General features: G+C 66.6%; 21 protein-coding genes. 17 read left to right on the top strand and 4 right to left on the bottom strand.

The genetic code is table 11. The annotated features are described in order from the left end of the window. Positions 1-34: 34 nt before the first annotated feature. A complete protein-coding gene (locus tag ACQY8M_RS35000; protein ID WP_428675577.1) occupies positions 35-754 on the top strand; it encodes an EipB family protein in 720 nt (239 codons plus the stop codon). 31 nt (positions 755-785) lie between these two features. On the opposite strand, the gene pstS is transcribed toward ACQY8M_RS35000, so the two are convergent. Further along, a complete protein-coding gene (gene pstS / locus ACQY8M_RS34995; RefSeq protein WP_428666378.1) occupies positions 786-1808 on the bottom strand; it encodes a phosphate ABC transporter substrate-binding protein PstS in 1023 nt (340 codons plus the stop codon). Positions 1809-1871: 63 nt separating this feature from the next. Between pstS and ACQY8M_RS34990 the strand changes: the two genes are divergently transcribed. The 8 genes from ACQY8M_RS34990 (at position 1872) to ACQY8M_RS34955 (ending at position 10361) form a co-directional block, all read left to right on the top strand. Continuing rightward, on the top strand, positions 1872-2756 hold the full coding sequence (locus tag ACQY8M_RS34990; protein WP_428666375.1) for a metalloregulator ArsR/SmtB family transcription factor: 885 nt from the start codon (positions 1872-1874) through the stop codon (positions 2754-2756). Between the two features lie 11 nt (positions 2757-2767). Next, positions 2768-3814, top strand: a complete 1047-nt coding sequence (locus tag ACQY8M_RS34985) for an ArsJ-associated glyceraldehyde-3-phosphate dehydrogenase (protein ID WP_428666372.1) — start codon at positions 2768-2770, stop codon at positions 3812-3814. Beyond that, the gene (arsJ, locus tag ACQY8M_RS34980) at positions 3811-5061 is read left to right on the top strand and encodes an organoarsenical effux MFS transporter ArsJ (protein ID WP_428666369.1); all 1251 of its coding nucleotides are present in this window, start codon (positions 3811-3813) and stop codon (positions 5059-5061) included. Before ACQY8M_RS34985 ends, arsJ begins: the two co-directional genes overlap by 4 nt. A 24-nt stretch (positions 5062-5085) precedes the next feature. Beyond that, complete coding sequence (gene arsB / locus ACQY8M_RS34975; protein ID WP_428666366.1) at positions 5086-6129, top strand: ACR3 family arsenite efflux transporter; 1044 nt, start codon at positions 5086-5088, stop codon at positions 6127-6129. A 61-nt stretch (positions 6130-6190) separates the two neighbouring features. Further along, positions 6191-6517: an ArsR/SmtB family transcription factor gene (locus ACQY8M_RS34970; protein WP_428666363.1), complete on the top strand. Its 327-nt coding sequence runs from the start codon at positions 6191-6193 to the stop codon at positions 6515-6517. A 50-nt stretch (positions 6518-6567) separates the two neighbouring features. Then, entirely contained in the window at positions 6568-7959 is a 1392-nt protein-coding gene (locus ACQY8M_RS34965) for an NAD(P)-binding domain-containing protein (protein WP_428666360.1), read from the top strand. A 10-nt stretch (positions 7960-7969) separates the two neighbouring features. Further along, positions 7970-9148: an MFS transporter gene (locus ACQY8M_RS34960; protein WP_428666357.1), complete on the top strand. Its 1179-nt coding sequence runs from the start codon at positions 7970-7972 to the stop codon at positions 9146-9148. Then, positions 9138-10361 carry an MFS transporter gene (locus ACQY8M_RS34955; protein WP_428666354.1) on the top strand — a complete coding sequence of 408 codons (1224 nt, stop codon included), beginning with the start codon at positions 9138-9140 and terminating at the stop codon, positions 10359-10361. Before ACQY8M_RS34960 ends, ACQY8M_RS34955 begins: the two co-directional genes overlap by 11 nt. Positions 10362-10407: 46 nt before the next feature. On the opposite strand, the gene ACQY8M_RS34950 is transcribed toward ACQY8M_RS34955, so the two are convergent. Then, on the bottom strand, positions 10408-11430 hold the full coding sequence (locus ACQY8M_RS34950; protein ID WP_428666351.1) for an acetamidase/formamidase family protein: 1023 nt from the start codon (positions 11428-11430) through the stop codon (positions 10408-10410). A gap of 80 nt (positions 11431-11510) precedes the next feature. Here ACQY8M_RS34950 and ACQY8M_RS34945 point away from each other — a divergent pair, with 80 nt between their 5' ends. From ACQY8M_RS34945 to ACQY8M_RS34920, 6 genes are all read left to right on the top strand, one after another. Beyond that, positions 11511-12587, top strand: a complete 1077-nt coding sequence (locus ACQY8M_RS34945; protein WP_428666348.1) for an isopenicillin N synthase family dioxygenase — start codon at positions 11511-11513, stop codon at positions 12585-12587. A 135-nt stretch (positions 12588-12722) separates the two neighbouring features. Next, positions 12723-13451: a 5-oxoprolinase subunit PxpA gene (pxpA, locus tag ACQY8M_RS34940; protein ID WP_428666345.1), complete on the top strand. Its 729-nt coding sequence runs from the start codon at positions 12723-12725 to the stop codon at positions 13449-13451. 45 nt (positions 13452-13496) lie between these two features. Next, positions 13497-14366, top strand: coding sequence for a 5-oxoprolinase subunit B family protein (locus ACQY8M_RS34935; protein ID WP_428666342.1), 870 nt, complete (start codon positions 13497-13499; stop codon positions 14364-14366). Positions 14367-14378: 12 nt separating this feature from the next. Further along, positions 14379-15347: a biotin-dependent carboxyltransferase family protein gene (locus tag ACQY8M_RS34930; RefSeq protein ID WP_428666339.1), complete on the top strand. Its 969-nt coding sequence runs from the start codon at positions 14379-14381 to the stop codon at positions 15345-15347. A 26-nt stretch (positions 15348-15373) separates the two neighbouring features. Further along, on the top strand, positions 15374-15592 hold the full coding sequence (locus ACQY8M_RS34925; protein ID WP_428666336.1) for an acetyl-CoA carboxylase biotin carboxyl carrier protein subunit: 219 nt from the start codon (positions 15374-15376) through the stop codon (positions 15590-15592). Between the two features lie 166 nt (positions 15593-15758). Beyond that, positions 15759-17057 carry an aminotransferase class III-fold pyridoxal phosphate-dependent enzyme gene (locus ACQY8M_RS34920; RefSeq protein ID WP_428666333.1) on the top strand — a complete coding sequence of 433 codons (1299 nt, stop codon included), beginning with the start codon at positions 15759-15761 and terminating at the stop codon, positions 17055-17057. 50 nt (positions 17058-17107) lie between these two features. On the opposite strand, the gene ACQY8M_RS34915 is transcribed toward ACQY8M_RS34920, so the two are convergent. After that, a complete protein-coding gene (locus ACQY8M_RS34915; RefSeq protein ID WP_428666330.1) occupies positions 17108-17839 on the bottom strand; it encodes a GntR family transcriptional regulator in 732 nt (243 codons plus the stop codon). Positions 17840-17866: 27 nt separating this feature from the next. After that, the gene (locus tag ACQY8M_RS34910; protein ID WP_428666327.1) at positions 17867-19930 is read right to left on the bottom strand and encodes a hydantoinase/oxoprolinase family protein; all 2064 of its coding nucleotides are present in this window, start codon (positions 19928-19930) and stop codon (positions 17867-17869) included. An 87-nt stretch (positions 19931-20017) separates the two neighbouring features. On the opposite strand from ACQY8M_RS34910, the gene ACQY8M_RS34905 reads away from it, so the two are divergent. Further along, positions 20018-20929, top strand: coding sequence for a DMT family transporter (locus ACQY8M_RS34905; RefSeq protein ID WP_428666324.1), 912 nt, complete (start codon positions 20018-20020; stop codon positions 20927-20929). 106 nt (positions 20930-21035) lie between these two features. Beyond that, entirely contained in the window at positions 21036-22826 is a 1791-nt protein-coding gene (locus ACQY8M_RS34900) for a hydantoinase B/oxoprolinase family protein (protein ID WP_428666321.1), read from the top strand. Positions 22827-22851: the final 25 nt, after the last annotated feature.

Genomic DNA, 22851 nt, shown 5'->3' with positions numbered 1-22851 from the left:
CGCTCTTCTGGCTCCGCAACCAGGCTTGGCGCAGATGCAACCTCATCGCGCAGAATATGCGCTGCGCCTCGGCATTGCAGCCAATGCGCCGCGCCTGGGCACGGCCTTTCAGGACATCAACTTCGATTGCGCCGCCTGGAATCTGCATCGCGAGGTTACGACCGAGCTTGCCCTGACCCCCTCGTTGAAATTCAGTCTTACCTCCCGGCTCAATGGTGAAGAATCGCGGAGCGGCAACAGCTTTCGGTATCGCACTGTCCAGGTCCAGAATGGCGTCGAACGCAAGACGCGTGGCGAGGTCGACCGACTCGACGGCGAGACACGAGTCGGCATCGTCACGCCCGAAGGACCGGAGCGCCAGGTCCTGCCCTTGCAGACTTTGATGCCGATCGCCGCCATCGGCCAGGCAGTCGACCGCCTGGACGCAGGGGCCACATCATTCGCGCTCCTCATGTTCGCTGGCGAGGCGACGAGCGCTGCGTTCCAGCTCGACGTGAAACAGCTTGGTGCCGATGCATTGCCCGCGGTGCCACCTGCCCTGAAACCCGTGCCGGCACCGCCGGGGCGCTCCTGGCCAGTTCAAATCGCAGTAACGGGCCTTGGCCAGCTGTCGCAGAAGCCTCTCCTGTCGGTACGCGCCAGGATATTCAGCTCGGGTGTCCTGGAGAGGATGGTTGTCGAGGCTGGCCCCGTAACCATGACCGCCTACCTCCAGTCCCTGCAGATGCACCCCGTCCAATGCCTCAATCGCTGAGGGACGGGTTCGGAATGGCTCCTCCTTCTCATCACTTGGCGAATGAGAATTCCGAGCCCCAGTACCGCTCGACCGATGCGACGAGGCTGGCCGGAAGCGGAACATAGTCCAAGTCGCGGGCAGCCTTCTGGCCGTTCTCGAAAACCCAACGGAAGAAATTGATCGTCGCCTTGCTGCGCTCGACAGCCTTCGCCTCCTTGGACACCAGTACAAACGCCGTGGCGGCGATCGGGTAGGCGCTCTCGCCTGGCGCGTCCGTCATGATCAGGTAGAAGTCCCTGGCTGACGCCCAATCGGCACTCGCCGCAGCGGCCTGGAAGCTCGCCGTGTTCGGCTCGACGAACGTGCCAGCCTTGTTCTGCACCAGCGCGAAGGCGAGCTTGTTCTGCAGGGCGTAGGCATACTCGACGTAACCGATCGCATTCGGCGTCTGCCCTACCAGTGCGGCGACTCCTTCGTTGCCCTTTCCACCGGCGCCGGTCGGCCACGATACGGCGATGCCTTCGCCGACCCTGCCGCGCCATTCGTCGCTCGCCTTCGACAGGTAATTCGTCCAATTGAAAGTGGTGCCCGAGCCATCCGTGCGATGTGCCACAATGATTCCTGCTGCGGGCAGCGTGAGGCTGGGATTGAGCTTGGCGATCTCTGGATCGTTCCACTTCTTCGTCTTGCCGAGGAAAATGTCGGCGAGCAGGCGGCCGGTCAGCCTGAGCTCGCCCGCTTTGATTCCGGCGATATGTACCACCGGGACGATGCCGCCGATCACCAGCGGAAACTGCCGCAGACCAGCCTTGGCGAGGTCGTCCGGCTTGAGTGGTGCGTCCGACGCACCGAAGTCGACCGTGCCGGCCTTGATCTGTGCAATGCCCGCACCCGATCCGATCGGCTGGTAATGCACCTTGGGAAATCCCTTGGCCTCATACTCTCCTGCCCATTTTGCCATGGCGGGAGCGACGAAGGTCGATCCAGCGCCGGTGATCTCCTGCGCGACCGCGGGCGTCACGACGCCCAGGATCAAGGCCGCTCCGATGGCCAGCCGTCGCAAAAAATTCATGTGGTTCCTCCCTCATGTCTGTTATTGTCGACGCGTCGAGACTAACCGACATAAGTGAAGTCCATGTTACAGTCGAGCGTTTTCGAATCCCTGTCAGAGGACACCGCACTGGCCGGTCTGGCGGCACTGTCCCAGCCAACGCGGCTCGCCACCCTGCGGCGACTGCTGGCGGCGCATCCCGGCTCGCTACCGGCGGGCGAACTGGCCCGCGCCTGCGACACGCCGCACAACACCATGTCGACGCATCTCGGCGTGCTGATGCGCGCCGGCCTGGTCGAGGTCGAGCGCGCCGGCCGCACAATGAATTATCGCGCCGACGTCGCGGCCTTCCGGCGGTTGGTGACCTTCCTCACCGACGACTGTTGCGGCGGTCGCCCCGAGTTGTGCGGCGATATCGCCAGTCTCATCCCAAAAATCACGAAACCAGCCAACGAGGATGTCGTGTCGCCAACATTCAACGTCCTGTTCCTCTGCACTCGCAATTCCGCCCGTTCGATCATTGCCGAGGCGCTGCTCGAGCGGATCGGTCGGGGGCGTTTCAACGCCTATTCGGCGGGCTCGGACCCTGCCGACCAGCCGATGCCGGAGGTCGTGGAGCGCCTTGCGCGGCTCGGACACGATGTGTCGCGGCTGCGCTCCAAGTCCTGGAACGAATTCACCGGTCCCAATGCGCCGAAGATGGATTTCGTAATCGCGCTCTGCGATTCGCCGCAAGGCCAGGTCTGCCCCGATCTCGGCGAGAAGTTCGTCACCGCCGCATGGCCGCTGCCGGACCCGGCCGACTTCCGCGGTTCGGCGGTCGAGCGCACGACGCTCCTGAATGAGCTTTATGCGATGGTCCGGCGCCGCATCGAGATCTTCACCAGCCTGCCGTTCGGCAGCCTCGATCGCATGGCGCTGAAGAAGCGGCTCGACGAGATCGGCGACACCGTTCGCACAGCACCCTGAGGGAAAAGACCATGCGTGTCGGTATCAATGGCATGGGCCGGATGGGCCGTCTGGCCCTGCGCGCGGCGATGGGCGGCGTGCGCCGCGCCGTCGACGATCCGCGCGCGAACAACCGCCTCGACGTGGTGCACCTGAACGAGATCAAGGGCGGTGCCCCAGCGACGGCGCATCTCCTCGAATTCGACAGCGTGCATGGCCGCTGGCACGCTTCATTCGGCGTCGAGGACGACAGCGCCATCCGGATCGACAACAAGAAGCTCGGCTTCAGCGCGTCGCCGCATCCACGCGATGTGCCGTGGGGCGATCTCGGCTGCGACATCGTCCTGGAATGCACCGGCAAGTTCCTCAAGCCCGCCGATCTCGACGGCTATTTCGACCGCGGCGTTAAGCGGGTGATCGTCGCCGCGCCGGTCAAGGACGACAGCGCGCTCAACGTCGTCGTCGGCGTGAACGACAAGCTCTATCGGCCCGACCGCTATCGCCTCCTCACGGCGGCCTCGTGCACGACCAACTGCCTCGCGCCTGTCGTCAAGGTGATCCATGAGGCGATCGGCATCGCGCACGGCCAGATCACGACGATCCACGATCCGACCAACACCAATGTCGTGGTCGACGCGCCGCACAAGGACCTGCGCCGCGCCCGCTCGGCGATGACATCTTTGTCGCCCACGACGACCGGCAGCGCGACGGCGATCACGCTCATCTACCCCGACCTCAAGGGCAAGCTGAACGGTCACGCCGTGCGCGCCCCGGTGCTGAACGCCAGCCTCACCGATTGCGTGTTCGAGCTGAAGCGTCCGACCACCGAGACGGAGGTCAACGATCTGTTCGTCGCGGCGTCAAAGGACGGATTGGCAGGGATTCTCGGTTTCGAGCACCGGCCGCTGGTGTCGGCCGACTACTGCAACGATTCGCGCAGCTCGATCGTCGATGGGCCGAGCACGATGGTCACCGACGGCACCTTGCTCAAGGTCTACGCGTGGTACGATAACGAGATAGGCTATGTCTGCCGCATGGTCGACTTGGCCAATATCGTGATCGACGCAGGCGTCGCATGACCGCGGGCGCCCGGCACTACCTGATCGTCACCGCCTCCTACTGGGGCTTCACCCTGGTCGACGGCGCCTTACGCATGTTGGTGCTGTTCCACTTCTTTCGGCTCGGCTACTCGCCCTTCACGCTCGCCTTCCTGTTCCTGCTCTACGAATTTGCCGGCATCGTCGCCAACCTGAGCGGCGGCTGGTTCGCGACCCGCTACGGCATCCCGCGCATGCTGGCGGTGGGTCAGGGGCTGCAGGTGGCGGGCCTGTTCATGCTGTCGGCGCTCGATCCCGGCTGGACCCTGTCGTGGTCGGTCGCTTGGGTCGTCGCCGCGCAGGGCATCGCCGGCCTCGCCAAGGACTTCACCAAGACCGCGTCGAAGTCCGCCATCAAGGCGACCGCGGCCGAGGGCGCCGGGCAGCTCTTCAAGTGGGTCGCCTACTTCACCGGCTCGAAGAACGCAATGAAAGGGGTCGGCTTCTTCTTCGGTGGCCTGCTGCTCGAGGTGCTGGGCTTCAGGGGCGCGCTGTGGTTGATGGCGGCCATCATCGGCGTCATCTTCCTCGCCGGCATGGCGTTGCTGCCCCGCCAGCTCGGCAAGGCGAAGGCATCCAAGACCATGCGGGAATTCTTCGCCAAGTCACGCGGGGTCAACCTGCTGGCGGCGGCCCGAGTCTTCATGTTCGGCGCGCGCGAAGTCTGGTTCATGGTCGGCGTGCCGGTCTTCCTCTACGCCGCGGGTTGGAAATTCCTCGAGGTGGGCGGTTTCCTCGCCGCGTGGACGATCGCCTATGGCCTGATCCAGGCCGTGGCGCCGTCGCTGGTGGCGCGTAGTGCCGACGGCCTCAGCAAGGAAATCAATCACGCGCGGCTATGGGCGGGCCTCCTGTTCGCGGTGCCGGTGATCCTGGCGCTGATGATGCGGGACAACGGCCTGTGGCGTCCCGATATCGTCCTGGTGGTCGGGCTCTCGATCTTCGGCTTGCCGTTTGCCGTCAATTCCTCGCTACATTCCTACCTGATCCTCGCGTACGCTGGGTCGAAGAAGGCCGCCGAGGATGTCGGTTTCTACTACGCCGCCAACGCTGCCGGCCGGTTGATCGGCATCCTGCTATCGGGGGCGCTCTACCAGGCCGGCGGTGTCGTCGCCTGCCTGCTGGGTTCTGCCGCCATGCTCCTTATCTGCTGGGTCATTACGTTCTTCCTGCCGCACTCGGCCGAGCGCTCGACGCTGCCGCGCAACGCGATGCGGCCGGCGGCCTGAAGCGCTGTCTGGAAACTCCAAGCCATGTCCTTGTTCGAACGCTACCTCACGCTCTGGGTCGCCCTCTGCATCGTCGCGGGTGTCGCTCTAGGCCACTTCTTTCCGGGGCTGTTCCACGCCATCGGCGGCGCCGAGCTCGCCCACGTCAATCTCCCGGTGGCGGTGCTGATCTGGCTGATGATCATCCCGATGCTGCTCAAGGTCGATTTCGGCGCGATCGGCAAGGTCGGGCAGCACTGGCGCGGCATCGGCGTGACACTCTTCATCAACTGGGGGGTCAAGCCGTTCTCCATGGCGCTCCTCGGCTGGTTCTTCATCGGCCATCTCTTTCGCCCGTGGCTACCGGCCGAGCAGATCGACAGCTACATCGCCGGCCTCATCCTGCTGGCCGCGGCGCCGTGCACGGCCATGGTTTTCGTGTGGAGCAACCTTACCGACGGCGAGCCGGATTTCACCCTGACGCAGGTGGCGCTCAACGACACCATCATGGTGTTCGCCTTCGCGCCGATCGTCGGTCTGCTGCTCGGCCTGTCGGCGATCACCGTGCCGTGGGAGACGCTGCTGCTGTCGGTCGGGCTCTACATCGTCGTTCCGGTGATCCTGGCGCAGATCGTGCGCGCCGCCGTGCTGCAGCGGAGCGGCGCGAAAGGCCTCATGGATTTGCTGAGGCGCCTGCAGCCGCTCTCGCTTGTGGCGCTGCTCGCCACGCTCGTGTTGCTGTTCGGCTTCCAGGGCGATCAGATCCTCGGCCAACCGCTGACAATCGCCTTGCTCGCCGTGCCGATCCTGATCCAGGTCTATTTCAATGCCGGCGTCGCCTACCTCCTGAACCGGCTGTCGGGCGAAGCGCATTGCGTCGCCGCGCCGTCGGCCCTGATCGGCGCAAGCAACTTCTTCGAACTGGCGGTGGCCGCCGCCATCAGCATCTTCGGATTCTCCTCGGGGGCAGCGCTCGCCACGGTGGTCGGCGTTCTGATCGAGGTGCCGGTCATGCTGACGGTCGTTCGCATCGCCAATGCGAGCAAGCGCTGGTACGAAGCCGGTGACGCAGTGGCGCGCCGGACCTGACATATTTCGAATATTCTAGAAATACCGTTGACAGCGGCCGGACAGGCGTTATCTTGAAGGCATGAAGCTCGACGACGCTGCCGCCCGCCTGGAAGCCCTCGGCAATCCGACCCGGCTTCGCATCTACCGTACGCTGGTGCGGGCGGGGGCGGACGGGATGGCGGTCGGCAAGCTGCAAGATCGGCTCGACGTCGCCGCCTCGACACTGTCGCACCACCTCAAGTCGCTCGTCGGCGTCGGCCTGGTGACCCAGACACGGGAAGGCACGACCCTGATCTGCCACACCAACTATGAAATCATGCGCGGCCTGCTCGAGTACATGGTCGAGGAGTGCTGTGCCGAGAGCTGTGCGCCCGGCGGTGCCGTTCGATTGCCCAGGGTCGCGTGAAAATTTTTTGCTCGAATATTTCGAAGATTCCGGAAGGACAGGAGAACGAAATGCCCGACTTGATCAGCAAGCCGAAGACGGTCGCCATCCTGGGCGCCGGGCCGGTGGGTCTCGCCGCTGCAGCCCATGTGCTGGAGCGCGGGCTGGAGCCGATCGTCCTGGAGGCGGGGCCGCAGGCGGCGCACGCCGTGCGCCAATGGGACCATGTCCGAATGTTCTCGCCCTGGGAGTACAACATCGACAAGGCCGCCGGGCGGCTGCTGCAGGCCATCGGCTGGAACGCTCCGGCGGGAGGCGAGTATCCGACCGGCGAAGAGCTGGTCGAGCGCTACCTTGAGCCCCTGGCGACCCGTACGCCGCTCAAGGACCGCATCAGGATCTCGAGCCGCGTTACCGCGGTCGGCCGCGCCGGCTTCGACAAGATGAAGAGCAACGGCCGTGCCTCCGAGCCCTTCACCATCCGCTACCAGAACGGCAGGGGCCCCGAGCAGATCGAGGCCGATGCCGTGATCGACGCGTCGGGGACCTGGTTCTCGCCCAATCCGGCCGGCGCCGCCGGCTTGCCGGCAATCGGCGAGGAGGCGGATCATCCGCAGATCGCGTACGGCATGCCTGACGTGCTGGGCCGCGAGCGCGCGCGCTATGCGGGCAAGACGGTGGCAGTGCTGGGCGCCGGCCATTCCGCAATCGGCACGCTGATCGATCTGGTGCGGCTGAAGGAGGAAGCGCCAGCGACCGAGGTCGTCTGGCTGCTGCGGGGCGACACGCCCGAGAAGGCCTTCGGCGGCGGCGCCAACGACAAGCTTGCGGCGCGCGGTGCGCTCGGCGCGGCGTTTGCCGCACTCGTCGCCGCCGGCAAGATCCGGGCAGAGGCCGGATTCAAGGTTTCCCACATCGGCAACGACGGCGGCCGGTTGCGCGTCGCCACCGGCAAGGCGCAGTGCTGCCGGTCGGTCATCGTCGACGAGCTGGTGGTCGCGACCGGTTTCCGTCCGCAGCTCGACTTCCTGCGCGAGGTCAGGCTGTCGCTCGATCCCGCGGTCGAGAGCCCGATCGCGCTGGCGCCGCTGATCGATCCCAACATCCATAGCTGCGGCACGGTGCGGCCGCACGGCGCGCGCGAGCTGGCCCAGCCCGAGGCGGGCTTCTACTTCGCCGGCATGAAGAGCTACGGCCGTGCCCCGACCTTCCTGATGATGACCGGCTATGAGCAGGTGCGCTCGATCGTGGCCGAGATCGCCGGCGACCATGAGGCCGCCGCCAGGGTCGAGCTGGTGCTGCCGGAAACCGGCGTCTGCTCGGGCCCGGGACCGACTGTTGCCCTGACCGAGGCCGAAGCCGCCGCCGGCTGCTGCGGCGGACCGGCGCCAGAGCCCGCGAGCGCCTGCTGCGTCGCCGACGTGAAGGCCAAGGCTCAGGGCAAGCAGGGCTGCTGCGGATAGCGCCAAGCCAATGGCCTTCGATCGAAGTCGTTTCACGACCATCGCCATCCTCGGCTCGACGCAAACCCTCGCCTGGGCGTCGAGCTATTACCTGCCTGCGGTGCTGGCGGACAACATCGCGCACGACACCGGCGTTTCGACCGACTGGCTGTTCGGCATCTTCTCCGGATCGCTGATCATCTCGGCGTTGCTTGGTCCGCGCATGGGCCGCATGAGCGACGCCGGCGGCGGCAATCGCATGCTCGCCGGTTCGAACCTCCTGTTCACGGCCGGCCTGGTGCTCCTGGCCTTCGCGCAGTCGCTGCCGATGCTGGCGCTGGCCTGGCTGGTGCTGGGCGTCGGCATGGGCTTCGGGCTGTACGATGCGGCTTTTGCCGTATTGGGCCGCATCTACGGGACCAAGGCGCGCGGCGCGATCACCGGCATCACCCTTTTCGCGGGCTTCGCCAGCACGGTCGGCTGGCCGCTGACAGCCTGGGGCGCCGCGACCATCGGCTGGCGCGACACCTGCCTTGCGTGGGCGGCGCTGCATCTCTTCATTGCCCTGCCGCTCAACTATTGGGCCCTGCCGCGGCCGACCGTGACGGCCGGGGACAACAAGGCGATGGACAAGCCGGTGCCGATCGACCGGGCGATGATCCTGCTCGGCTTCGCTTTTGCCGCCGCCTGGATCGTCACGGCGGGCATGGCGGCGCATTTCCCGCGCATCCTCGAAGCGGCCGGCGCCTCGCCGGCGCAGGCGATCGCCGCCGGCGCGTTGATCGGTCCGGCGCAGGTCGGTGCCCGGATCCTCGAGGCAAGCGTGCTCGGCCGCTTCCATCCGATGGTGTCGGCACGGCTCGCGACGCTCACGCATCCGATCGGTGTCGCCGTCATCCTGGCGGCGGGCGGCGGGGTGGCGGCCAGCGCCTTCGCCGTCCTGCACGGTTCCGGCAACGGCGTCATCACCATCTCTCGCGGGACCGTGCCGCTCGCCCTCTTCGGCCCCGAGAACTACGGCTATCGTCTCGGCATCCTCGGCATGCCGGCGCGCTTCCTTTCGGCCGCGGCGCCGATCGGCTTCTCGCTGCTGATCGACCACCTCGGCAGCCATGTGCTGCTGGTGTCGGCGGCACTCAGCCTGTCCGCCTGCGGCGCTCTGTGCCTCCTGCGACGGCCGCGCGCTGTTGCAGTCCTGCATGCCGACTGACCGTCGCACTGCCGCCCGCCTCGTCGCCATCGTCTGTGCGGCGCAAGTGTTCGTGCAGCTCGGCGCCGGCTACTGGCCGGTGCTGCTGCCGGACCTGATGGGCCGCTGGTCGCTCAGCAACAGCGAGGCCGGATGGATCACCTCGGCCTTCTACGCCGCCTACATGGTGAGCGTGCCGGTTCTGGTGACGCTTACCGACCGCATCGATGCCAAGCGCGTCTATCTGTTCGGCGTCGGCTGCACGACGGTGGCGCACTTGGCTTTCGGCGCTTTTGCCGACGGCTTCTGGTCGGCGCTGCTCCTGCGTGGCTTGGCGGGCATCGGCTGGGCAGGCACCTACATGACGGGTCTCAAGCTGCTGGCTGACCAGGTCGATGCGAAGATGATGTCGCGCGCGGTCACCGGCCACGCTGCCAGCATAGGGATCTCGGGAGCGGCGTCCTACCTGCTGGGCGAATTGCTGGCCCAGGCCTTCGGCTGGCGTGTGGCCTTCGCCAGTGCCGGCCTCACCGCGGCAATCGCCTGGCTCACGGTGGCACTGGCGGTGCCGGCGCGGCCGGCGCCGGCCAGGACGTCGGCAGCGCTGTTCGATTTCCGTCCGGTCCTGCGCAACCGCTCGGCCGTCGCCTATTCGCTGGCCTATTGCGTCCACACACTGGAGATGAACGCGTTGCGCGGCTGGGGCGTGGCGTTCCTGACCTGGGTGGCGGCGACCACCAGCTTGTCGGCCGGGCTGGTGTCGCCTGCCGTGGTCATCACCGTGCTCGGCCTGCTCGGTACCGTGATGAGCGTGCTCGGCAACGAAGCCTCGATCCGCCTCGGCCGTCGGCGGCTGGTCATCGTGGCGATGGGCCTCTCTATCGTCGTCGGTGGGTTGATCGGCTTCGTCGGATCGACCGGGTACTGGATCGCGGTCGGGTTGATCGTGCTCTACGGCATGATCATCTGGCTCGATTCGTCGTCGCTCACGGCGGGTGCGGCAGGTTCGGCCGACCCGTCGCGCCGTGGCGCCCAGCTCGCGCTGCATTCGATGCTGGGCTATGCGGGCGGCTTCGTCGGGCCGCTGGCGATCGGCTGGACACTCGATCTCGCCGGCGGCATGTCGCCGATTGCCTGGGGCCTGTCGTTCCTGGTGATCGCTGCACTGATGGCGCTGGGCCTCGGGGCCTTCACGCTGCTGCGACCGAGCGATCTGGAAGGGGATCGCCGTTAGCCGTGGAACTCCTCGCGCGCCTGAGCGACGGCCTGCGCTTGGCGTCCTATTTCTTCGGCGGGAACACCGAGCGCGGGATGCGGGCATGGATGCCCTGCCGGCCGTCGACGACCTGAGTCACGGTAAAATCGGCGGCGACGCTCATCAGCGAATAGGCGTCGTCGCGGCTGGTGCCCTTGAGGTCGGTCAGCAGGCGCAGCATCTCGAGCGAGGCCTGGCGCATGGCGACATTCAGGTCCTCGTCGAAGCCGTGCACCATCCATTCGTGCGGCGTTTCGATCAACGGCGTCGGGAAATGGAAGTCGCGGCGGACCCCGATCTGCATCATGACGTCGAGCGACGCCTCGATCGCGGTGCCGCTCAGTTCCCCGTCGCCCTGAGAGATGTGCGGGTCGCCGACAGAGAACATGCCACCGTCGACCTGCACCGGATAGAACACGGTCGAGCCGGCACCGATGCGCCAGTTGTCGATGTTGCCGCCGTGGACGCCGGGCGGAATCGTACTGACCCGGCCCTTCATGTCGGGCGCCACCCCCGCTGTGCCGAGATGCGGCCGCACGGGAATGCGGAAGCCCGGCAGCGCCGGCTGGCAGTTGCAGTTCTCCGGATGGGTGATCTTGCCCGGGATCAGGTACTTGCCGGGATAGTCGTAGGCGAAGACGGCCTCTGCCTGGTTGCTGTTCTCGTCGAGCGCATAGATCGTAACCCTCTCCTTCTCGCCGAACTCCTTGTAGAGATAGCCCCAGTTGGCAGCGAGATTCGAACCGTGCTTGAAGCGCGGGATCATCGACAGGTAGCGCACCTCCAGCATGTCGCCCGGCTTGGCGCCCTCGACATGGATCGGGCCGGTCATGATGTGGACGCCGGGATTCCGGTCGTCCTCGGGGATCTCGCGATAGAGCTGGCGGATCGCGTCATCCATCATAAGGTCGGGCGCGTCGCCGGCATGATGGGTGATCGCCTGAACGTGGATGTGGTCGCCGCTCTTCACCTTGAGCGCCGGTCCGAGGGCGGCGTCGAAATAGCCCCAATGAACGGTTTCCTTGGTAGCCCTCAGGATATGGAGCATGAACGCGGCCTCTATGCGACGAACTGGACGAGCCCGTCGACCATAAGGGCAGCGGCTCAAGTTGCAATCGCGGCGCGCTATTGATTCGCCGCGGCCTCAATTTTGCAAGAGTCTTCGCTAATCGGCCAGGAGCGCAAGACATGAGCGAAGCCGCTGAACAGGTCATTGAAGCCGGACCGGGAATCCGCTTCAGGCGCAACGCCAGCGATGTCATTCCCGTCCTCGATTTCAGCCCGATGCTGTCGGGGCGCGTCGAGGACCGGCGGCGCCTTGCGGACGAACTGCGGACGGCCTGCACCGAGGTGGGCTTCTTCTACATCAAGAACCATGGCTTTCCGAAAGCCGTCATCCGTCGCGCGCATGACGCGATGCAGCGATTCTTCGCCCTGCCGCTTGCGGAAAAAATGAAAATCCACTATCTGGCCACGCCAAATCATCGCGGGTACGTGGCGCCGGGCGACATCAAGGCCGACCACGAGCTTCGCGGCGGTGACATGCATGAAGCCGTCGAGCTCGCCCAGGATCTTCCGCGCGACGATCCCGACTATCTGAAGGGCATCAAGTTCTACGGTCCAAATGCGTGGCCGGCGGTACCGGAAGATTTCAGATGGGCGCTCGGCACCTATTTCGACACCCAGCTCGAGTTCGGCGGAAGGATGCTGCGTGCCTTTGCACTTGCGCTCGACCTGCCTGAAGACTTTTTCGATTCGATCTACACCAAGCCGATGTCCCGCGTGCGTGCCTGCTACTATCCTCCGCAGGCGCCGGAGTGGGATGTGCGGAAGATCGGCATCGGCGCTCACAAGGACTACGAAATATTCACCACCGTCTGGCAATCGCCGCACGCCGGGCTGCAGGTCCTGGCCACGACCGGGGATTGGATCGAGGTGACGCCGATCGAGGATACCTTCGTCATCAACATCGGCAATCTGATGCAGCGCTGGACGAACGACAAATTCCTGTCGCGCCCGCATCGGGTCGTGAACCTGACTGGTGAGCATCGCTATTCGATCGTGCAGTTCTTCGGCGTGGACTACGACGCCGCCATGGACGCCTTTCCGACATGCAAGTCGCAAGACGAGCCGGCGCGCTATCCCGTCATCTCCTGTGGCAGGAATACAGAAGAGCTCGTCGCCAGGACCTATTACGGGGGTTGATCGCGGCGGCGACGGGGTGGTGAGATTGAACGCGCCGTCGCTCGGGGTGCTGTTATTGGCCTCGCTTTTGCATATTCTTACGTGTGGCGGGCCGTCCACGTGGCCGGCGGGCACCTGTCCTATTGCGAGGCAGTCATGACGTGGGAAATCAATTGCGACATGGGCGAGGCCTACGGCCTCTACGAGATGGGCGACGATGAAGGCATGATGCCGTTCATCACCGTCGCCAATGTCGCCTGCGGCTTTCACGCCGCCGACCCGATGGTGATGCGCCGAACGGTGCGCCTGGCCAAGCGCTTCGGGGTGAAGGTGGGGGCGCATCCCTCGTTGCCGGACCGCGAAGGTTTCGGTCGTCGCGAGATGAAGATGCGGCCCGAGGAGATCACCAACGCCGTGATCTACCAGGTGGGTGCGCTCAAGGGCTTCCTCGAGGCCGAGGGGCTGCCGCTGAACCACATCAAGCCGCACGGCTCGCTCTATGGCATGGCAGCGAAGGATCCGGCCGTTGCCACGGCCATCGCCGAGGCCGCATCGGTCTTCGGCGTGCCGATTTACGGCATGAGCGGCACGCATCATGAGACCCACTACGCCAAAAGCGCCGCCTTCGTCGGCGAGTTCTACGCCGATCTCGATTATGGCCCCGACGGCTTCCTGATCATCACCCGCGAGCACCATGCTGTCGATCCGGCCGAGGCGGCAGGGCGCGTGCTGCGCGCCATGAACGAGGGCAAGGTGCGGGCCATCAACGGGCAGGACTTTTCCGTGCGCGCGCAGTCCGTGTGCGTTCATTCCGACACGCCGGGGGCCCTCGCTGTTGCGAAAGCGGTGCATGAGGCGCTGCAACCCGCCCGGGCGGCGGAGTAGGGGAGGCCGAGCGCGTCGGCCGATTGGGCGAGGGGGAGCTACCGCGTGATCTATGAAAAACCCGTCTTCAAGCCGGGTGGCGATCGCTACATGCTGATCGAATTCGGCGACGAGTTGAACCTCGCGCTGAACTTCACCGCCCATAGCCTCGGCGATGCGATCGCCCAGGCCGGCATGAAGGCGGTGATCGAGAGCGCGCCGTGCTTCGCGTCCCTGTTGCTGCATTACGAGCCCGACCTCATCGGCTACTCCGACCTCAAGCGCGAGATGGAGTCGCTGATCGCCACGCTGGGCTCGTCCGCCGAGATCGAGCTGCCCAGCCGGCTGTTCTACTTCCCGACCTGCTATCTCGATCCCTGGACCAAGGCTTGTGTCGAGGATTATTCGGCCAAGATCACGCCCAAGAAATGGGACGCCGAGTATGTCGCCGAAATCAACGGCCTGAGCGGTCCCGACCAGCTCGTTCGCGTGCATTCCGGCACGGAATACTGGGTGGCGTCGCTGGGGTTCTGGCCGGGCCTGCCGTTCCTGATGCCGCTCGACCCGCGCTCGCGCCTCACGGCCCCTAAATACAATCCGCCGCGCACCTGGACGCCGCAGGGCACGGTAGGCATGGGCGGCGCGGCCTCGGCGATCTATCCGGTGGCGACTCCCGGCGGCTACCAGATCTTCGCCCGCATCCCGATCCCGATCTGGGACACCGAGCGGCGATTCCCGGAGTTCGAGCACTCGATCTGCCTGTTCAAGCCGGGCGACCGCATCAAGTTCGTGCCCTGCTCGGTCGAGGAGTTCAAGGACACCGAGGCGCAAGTCGCGGCCGGCACCTACGTCTACAATGTCGTCGGCTATCAGAAGTTCTCGGTGCGCCAGTACAACGACTGGTTGGCCGCCGTCGACGCCAGCAAGCGGTTCTAGGAGAGCGGACCCATGATCGACGTCGTGGTGCCGGGCCTGGAAACCTCCGTGCAGGACTTTCCCGGCCGCATCGGCTTCTGGAACCAGGGCTTCCCGCCCTCCGGCCCCTTCGATTCGTGGTCGTTCCGTCTGGCCAACCTGCTGGTCGGCAATCCGGCCGGCGCTGCCGGGCTGGAATGCCAGTATGTCGGCCCGACCCTGAAGTTCACGCAGCCGGCGGTGATCGCGGTGACCGGCGCCAACATGGCTCCGACCCTCGACGGCATACCGGTGCCGCTGTGGCAGAGCGTTGCCGTGACGGCAGGCCAGACGCTGAAGACGGGGCCGGCGAAATCCGGCACCCGCGCTTACATCGCCATCGCGGGCGGCATCGATACAGTACCGTGGCTTGGCTCGCGCTCGACCTTCCACAAGGCGGGCGTCGGCGGTCTGGCCGGGAGTGCGCTCAAGAAGGGATCGCAGATCCCGGTTGCCTATGCTGCCGGCACGCCCGGCCGCAGCGTGAAGCCGGAATGCCGGCCGGAGTTCTCCAGCAACAAGCAATGGCAGATCGAGGTTGTGCCGGGCCCTGACGACGAGTGGATCGATGAGGCCGGCCAGGCGCGCTTTCTCGGCAGCGACTGGAAACTGTCGGCCAAGAGCGATCGCACGGGCTTCCGTCTCGACGGGCCGCAATGGACCTTCACCGCCAAGGCCTACGACAAGCTGCCGGAGAATGGTTCCGAGCCGTCCAACATCATCGACCACGGCTATCCGCTGGGCGCCATCAACCTCGCCGGCCAGACGCCGATCATCCTGGTCAGCGACGGCCCCAGCATGGGCGGATTCATCAATCCGTACACGGTGCCGTCGGCGGCATTCTGGAAGCTGGGTCAGTCGCGCCCGGGTGACGTCTACCGCTTCAAGGCGGTGTCGGTCGACGAGGCGCAGGCGTTGCGGCGCACGCTCGACGCGCTGTGCCGCGAGAGCAGCCTTTTATGAGCATCACGACATCGAGGTGAATTTCCATGGGCGAACGGATCGAGACCCAGGTGCCGGGCAATATCTGGAAAATCCTCGTGAAGCCAGGTGACGCGGTGAAGGCGGGCGACACGCTGTTCATCATGGAAGTGATGAAGACCGAGGTACCGCATGACGCCGGCGTCGACGGCACCGTCGCCGAGGTGCGCATAACCGAGGGCGAGGAGGGCCTGGAAGCCGGTATTCTGGCTGTTGTGATCACATAGAGCCCCGCTTCGATTGACAGCTGGGCTGTCACATTGCATCCTGAGCGCGCTTGCGGAACGACGCGGAGGCGGCATGGTTGCAACACAGATGCTTTCAAATGCCGGTTCCGGCCCTCTCCTTATCGGCTTCAGCGATCTGAGGCGCACTCGCCAGGAACGTCCTCTTGTGATCACAAAAGGACGCGGCGTCTTCATCCTCGATGAGGATGGAAGGGAGATCCTGGAGGCATCCTCGTCGTTCTACTGCGCCGCCCTGGGCTACAGCGATCCGCGTCTGGTCGAGGCGGCGACCCGCCAGTTCGCCCAGCTGCCGTTCTACACGACCGGCATGCATCGCACCGTCGACGTTGCCATGGCGCTGGCGGACAAGCTGAAGTCGCTGGTGCCGATCGCCAATGCGCATGTGTCCATCACCTGCACCGGCTCGGAGGCGGTCGACTTTGCATTGAAGTTCATGCGTTACCGCAACGTCGCGCGCGGCGAGCCGCAGCGTCGCCGGTTCATCTCGCGCTGGGGCAGCTACCATGGCGGCACAATCGCCTCGGCCGCCCTCGGCGGAGGGCGCGAGCTGCACGACTCCTTCGCACTGCCGATGGACGATTTCCTGTTCGTCAGCCAGCCCAACTGGCCGGCCGGCGCCGAGCCCGGCGAAAGCGAGACCCAGTTCACCGCCCGTCTTGTGGCCGAGCTCGAGCACACGATCGAGGCTGCCGGGCCCGAAACCATCGCCGGCTTCGTGGCCGAGCCGATCAGCTTCTCCTGCGGCTTCTTCCCGCCGCCGGCCGGATACTTCGCCGGCGTCCGCGAGGTGCTCGACCGCCACGGCATCCTGTTCCTCGACGACGAGGTGATCTGCGGCTATGGCCGCACCGGCGAGCTGTTCGCCGCCGGCGCGCTGGGCCTCAAGCCCGACATGATGACCCTGGCCAAGGGCATGACCAGCGGCTACTTCCCGGTCTCGGCCACGGTCATCAGCGGCGAGCTCTACGATTGGCTCGAGCAGGGCAGCGACCGGCACGGCAGCTTCGCCCACGCGACGACCTGCTCGGGCCATCCGGTCGGTGCCGCTGTGGCGCTGGAGATGCTGCGCATCGTCGAGGAAGACAAGCTGCTCGAGCACGTGCAGGCGCGGATTCCCGCGCTGCACCGCCATCTCCATGCCCTCGCCGACCACCCCGTGGTCGGCCAGGTACGCGCATACGGTTTGGCCGGCGCGCTCACGCTCACCACGGCAAAGCTGAAGGGCGGTGCCACCACCGCAGCCGATGGCGGCGTTGCGAAGATGGGCGCCGTCGGCAGGATCCTCGGCCAGGTGATGCTCGACCACGGAGTCATCGTGCGGGTAACCGGCGACAATGCCGTCATCGCGCCGCCGCTGATCATCCAGGAGCAGGAGATCGACGAGCTGTTCCGCCGGCTGCGCGCGGCGCTCGACGACACCGAGGTCCAACTCGCGCGCTCATGATTCTGAGCGAGCGGGACGCTTGCGGTCCGGAAGAGCATGAACCTCCGCTTCTAAGTCCAGCCGAGGCGCTTGTAGACGTAGGTATGGAACGTCCGGATATCGGCGGCGCGCACGTCGCGCGCGCGGGCGGGATCGTGGTCGCGGATGGCTTCGGCGATCTGCTCCTGCAGCGGCAGGCTGAACCAGAAGAAGGGATCCTCCGGCACGATATCGCCGCCGAACGCGGCCGCGATATGAGGCGCGCAGCGCAGCCGAAGGTTCGAGATATAGCCGATGTACGGCTCCGAGTGGCTGGCCTTGGCGAGCTGCATCGCCCACAGACCGGTGCCCTCGACGAAGGTGTGCACGTCGCGCCGGCGCAGCGCCTGCCACATCCCGGCGGTGATCTCGGCCATGCGGTCGACCTCGTCGCTGGTCGCGACTTCCGCGGCGAGTGCCGCGGCGTCGCTCTCGATCAGGCAGCGGATCCGCCACAGCTCGCCGATCTCCCGCCGCGACAGCTCAGGCACGACGATGGCGCGGTTGGGTTGTAGCTCCAGCGCCTGCTCGGCCGCCAGCCGGCTCACCGCCTCGCGCACCGGCATGATGCTGGTGCCGAGCCGCTCGGCCAGGCCTCTCAACGTCAGGGCGGTGCCGGGAAGGAAATCACCCCGCATCAGCGCGGCGCGCAGCTCGCGATGCGCGCGCTGCGCCAGGGTTTCGGCCGACGATGCCGGGTCGGAGTCGATGCGATGGAGGGTGGACTTGGCGACGGACATTGGCGGGTTGCTAACACGGGGCATCGCACGGTGCATCCATCGCCGTCGGCGCTATTTTCCGGGCTCGATCAGCAGGCTGCCAGTGGCCAGCCGGCGCGCCCGCGCACCGGGGTCGACGACGATGGTGGTGAAGGGCGACTCGACGATCGCCGGACCGCACAGCGTTTCGCCCACCGTGAGCCTGCCGAACTCATGCAAGGCCGCGTCGACGAAGCCGGTGCCGCTGAAATAAGCCCGCCGGACCGCCGGCAGGGCGCCAGCCGGTCCTGCATCGGCCAGGCTGAAGTCCGACCGCGCGGCAAGTCGGCAGGCGGCGCGCGCCGTCCAGCCCACGATCTCCACGGGTGAGGCTTCGTCGCGTATGGCGAAGACGGCCTCGTGGGCGGCATGGAACGCGGCGATGAAGCGATCGACGTCGGCTGCGTCGGCGAATCCCTCGACCGGCAGGGGCACCTCGATCTCCCATACCTGATTGGCGTAGCGCGCTTCGACCGCCAGCTCGATGCGGCCATCCTGCAGGCCGGCGGCGGCGATGAATTTCTCGCCGCGCCGGCGCAGGGCATCCAGCACGTCGTTGGCCGCCGCGAAGTCGAACGCATCGGTGGTGACGAAGCGGGTCGCGCGATAGAGCTGCGTGAGCTCCGACATCAGCGCGCCCGCCGCGCTCAATGCCGCGCCGAGCGAGGGCACCAGGACGGCGGCACAGCCCAGCCGGCGGCCGATCATGGTGGAGTTGAGGCCGGCCGCGCCGCCGCCGCCGATCAGCACCGATGCGGCCGGGTCGATGCCCTGGTTCACGGTGATATCGAGGATGGCCTGCACCATGTTCTCCGTGGCGACCGCGATCACGGCGGCTGCGGCCTCCTCGACGGCGAGCCCCAACGGCCTGGCGAGGCCGCGCTCGACCGCGTTGCGTGCGGCGGTGGCATCGAGCCGAACGGAGCCGCCGAGAAAATGGGCCGGGTCGAGATGGCCCAGCACCAGTGAGCAGTCGGTGACGGTGGGCTCCGTGCCGCCCTTGCCGTAGCAGACCGGACCGGGCACTGCGCCGGCGCTTCGCGGTCCCACCGTCAGAAGGCCGCCGGCATCGACTGCGGCGATCGAGCCACCGCCGGCGCCGATCGAGCGCACATCGACCGAGGGAAAACCGGTCATGTGGCCGACATAGGGCGTGCCGATCCAGGTCTCGCGCGTCCAGGGAATGCGTCCGCCCCGCACCAGGCTCACGTCGTAGGTCGTGCCGCCGGTGTCGGCCACCACGGCCGTGTCCGTGCCGACATCGGTCGTGACATAGTGCCGGCCGGCGACCGGCGCCATCGCCGGGCCGGAATTGATAAGATGGATCGGCGTCTCGGCGCCCTCGGCGGCATCGATCACGCCGGCCTGCGAGGTCACGACGAAGACGCGGCCGCCGAAGCCGGCGTCGCGCAGCCGCGCCTCGAGGTCGCGCATGTAGCGGCTCATCAGCGGCTTCAGCGATGCGTCGATGGCGGCAGACGAGGCGCGGCGATATTCGCGCAGCGACGGGTTGAGCGCGTGCGACAGCGTGAACGGCATGCCCGGCAAGTGCTGCTCGATCAGGGCGCCGATGCGCTCTTCGTGCGCCGGGTTGACGATCGACCAGAGCAGGCAGACGGCGATCGCCTCGACACCGCGCGCCGGCAGCTGCCTCAGAGTCTCGATCACTGCCGCCTCTTCGAGAGCCGTGATGATCGTGCCGTCGGGACCGATCCTTTCCGGCACCTCGAACGTCAACGAGCGGGGCACATAGGGTTGCGGAAAGGGTATGTTGAAGTTGAACGCTTCATGCCGGCCGCCCTCGCGCAACACCAGAATGTCGGGATGGCCTTGCGTTGCCAGCAGCGCGGTGCGCGCCGTGTTGCCGGTGACGATGGCGTTGATCGCGCGCGTCGTGCCGTGGATCAGCATGCTGCCGCGGCTCAGCAGCTCGGCGCGCGCGACACCCGCGGCGTCGGCCGCTACCTGCAGGCTGTCGAGAACGCCGACGATCGGGTCGTGCGGTGTGGTCTGCGCCTTGAACATGCGGAGCCGGCCATCGTCGTCCTCGACCACGAGGTCGGTGAAAGTGCCTCCCGTATCGACCGCAAACCGCATCTCGCTGCCCCTTTTGTGATCACATTGCCTTGCGCGGTCCCAGCGCTCTGGCGCGTGCGTTGCAAGGACTGTGCGAGGGAGGAAGACGTGCGGGCCTTGCCGGTGATCTATCTCGTGCTGGCCGCCGGGAGCTTCGGCGCGATCTTCTGTCTGAACAAGATTGCGGCGGAGGCCGGCCTGCCGCCGCTCGCCTATGCCTTCTGGCAGAGCGCGCTTTCGGGCTTGAGCCTGCTCGCCATCGCTGCCGTCCGCGGCTGCCGCGTTCCGCTGGGCGCCGATGCGCTCAAGACATACTTCATGGTGGGCGTCCTGGGACTCGGCCTGCCCGGCGCGCTGCTGACCTTCGCCGCACCGCATCTGCCGGCCGGCTTGGTGACGCTGGTCCTGGCGCTGTCGCCGCCGCTCACCTTCCTGATGGCGGTCGCCGCGCGTCAGCAGAAGTTTCGCTGGTGGGGCCTGGCGGGCGTGGCGTTCGGTTTCGCCGGCATACTGGTGATCGCCGGGCCTGGCAGCGGCGCCATTCCGGCGGCCGATGGCGTGGGCTGGTTTGCGCTCTGCCTGATCGCGCCGGTGTTGTATGCCATGGCCAATGTCGCGGCCTCGATCTTCCGCCCCCCAAGCGCCGACGCGGTGGCGATCGGCGCCGGCATCCTGCTCGGTGCGGCGGCAGGCTTGCTCCCCTTGGCGATCGTCACCGGCCAGATCGCCTGGCGCCCGTCGGGGTTGGGTGACGCCGAAATCGCCACGCTGCTCGCTGCGGTGATCTATGCCGCCTTCACCTGGCTGTTCCTCGAGATCGTTCGCATGGCCGGGCCGACCTTCTTCGCCCAGTTCAACTATCTCGCCGTCATGTCGGGTATTGCCTGGGGCTGGATCGTCTTCGCCGAGCCGGTGCCCGGCGCGATCTGGCTGGCGCTGGTGCTCATGGTGACGGGGATCCTGCTGCTCATGCGTAGCGGCCCGCCGCCGGCTTCGATAGATGCACAAAAATCGAGCTAAATGTGATCACATGAGGGCAGATCTCACTCGGGGCGCGGAAAATGCATGGCCGCGTGGTGAGCCGGGGGCGGCTGGGCCGCTGATGAGCGATCGATAGGAGGCGGAGATGGCGAACGGGACGGACGGGCCGAGCGAGGGGGCCAGCCTCGCCATCCTGAGCAACCGCCTGCAGGGCGTGGCCAAGAAGATGGCCAATACCCTGTTGCGGACCGGCCGCTCCGGCGTGCTCAACATTGCCCGCGACTTTTCCTGCTGCATCGTCACCCGCGACAACCGCCTGCTGGCCGCGGCCGACAGCCTGCCGATCCATATCCTGTCTGGCCCGGACCTCATGTGCGCGGCCATGCAGCGCTTTCATCCGGAGCTGAAACCGGGCGATGCATTCCTGCACAACTCGCCCTACCACGGCTGCTCGCATCCCGCCGACCATACCCTGCTGGTGCCCGTGTTCGACGAGGCCGGCACGCATCACTTCACCGTGCTGGCCAAGGCGCACCAGGCCGATTGCGGCAACTCGATCCCGACGACCTACATGGGCGCGGCGCGCGACGTCTACGAGGAAGGCGCTCTGATTTTCCCAGCAGTGCAGGTGCAGCGCGATTTCCGCGACATCGAGGACGTGGTGCGGATGTGCCAGATGCGCATCCGCGTGCCGGAGCAATGGCGGGGCGATTATCTCGCCATGGTCGGTGCCGCCCGCATCGGCGAGCGCGAGCTTCTGGCGCTGGCGGCCGATGTCGGCTGGGACAGGCTTCATAGCCACACCGAGCGCTGGTTCGACTATTCCGAGCAGCGCATGGTCGACGCGATCCGCAAGCTCCACTCGGGTCGGGCCGTGCGCACCTCGCGTCACGATGCGGTGCCCGGGACGCCGCCGGAAGGGGTCGAGATCAAGGTCTCCGTCCATGTCGACACGGACGCGGCGACCATCGAGGTCGATCTCCGCGACAATCCCGATAGCCTGCCCTGCGGCCTCAATCTCTCGGAAGCCTGTGCCCGCACGGCGGCGATGGTCGGGGTCTACAACAGCATCGATCATACCGTGCCGAAGAACGCCGGCTCGCACCGGCGCATCAAGGTGCTGCTGCGCGAAGGCTGCATCGTCGGCATTCCGCGCCATCCGACGAGCTGCTCGGTGGCGACCACCAACCTCGCCGACCGGGTCGCCAATCCGGTGCAGTGCGCCATTGCCGAGATCAGCGACGGCGCCGGGCTTGCCGAATGCGGCGCCATCATCCCGCCCAGCTCAGCCGTGGTGTCGGGCGTCCATCCCGGCAGCAACCGGCCCTTCGTCAACCAGCTTTTCCTCGGCTTGTCGGGCGGCGCGGGCGCTCCGGCGGCCGATGCGTGGCAGACGATCTGCCATGTCGGCAATGCCGGCCTCTGCTACGTCGACAGTGTCGAGCTCGACGAGCTGCGCCAGCCGATGCGCGTCTACGAGCGCCGTTTCCTGACCGACAGCGAGGGCGCCGGCCGGCATCGCGGCGCGTCCAGCCTCAAGGTGGTCTTCGGGCCGATCGGCACCAGCCTCGACGTGGCCTATGTCAGCGACGGCACGACTAACGCCGCCCGCGGCGTGCGTGGCGGCGCCGACGGCGCGCGGGCGCACCAGCTGCGTATCGACCGTGATGGGCAGGCCCACGAGGTCACGACCTGCGGTGTCGTCACGCTCCAGGACGGCGAGAGGATCCTGACCCACACGACCGGCGGCGGCGGTTACGGGTCCGCGCTCGAGCGCGCGCCGGACGAGGTGGCGCACGATGTTCGCGAGGGCTGGGTCAGCCGGAACAAGGCCGCTTCGACCTATCGGGTCATCGTCGACGGCGCCGGACGGCTGGATGCCGCCGCGACCGCGACGCTCCGGGGCGAGAGGGTCGCGGTCGCGGCCGGCGAATAGCGCGTCGTAGGGCGTGATGAGTTCG

Source organism: Reyranella sp., from assembly GCF_965279465.1.
Taxonomy (GTDB): domain Bacteria; phylum Pseudomonadota; class Alphaproteobacteria; order Reyranellales; family Reyranellaceae; genus Reyranella.
The sequence above is the reverse complement of the archived record's forward strand: the minus strand, read 5'-3'. Positions and strand labels throughout refer to the sequence as shown.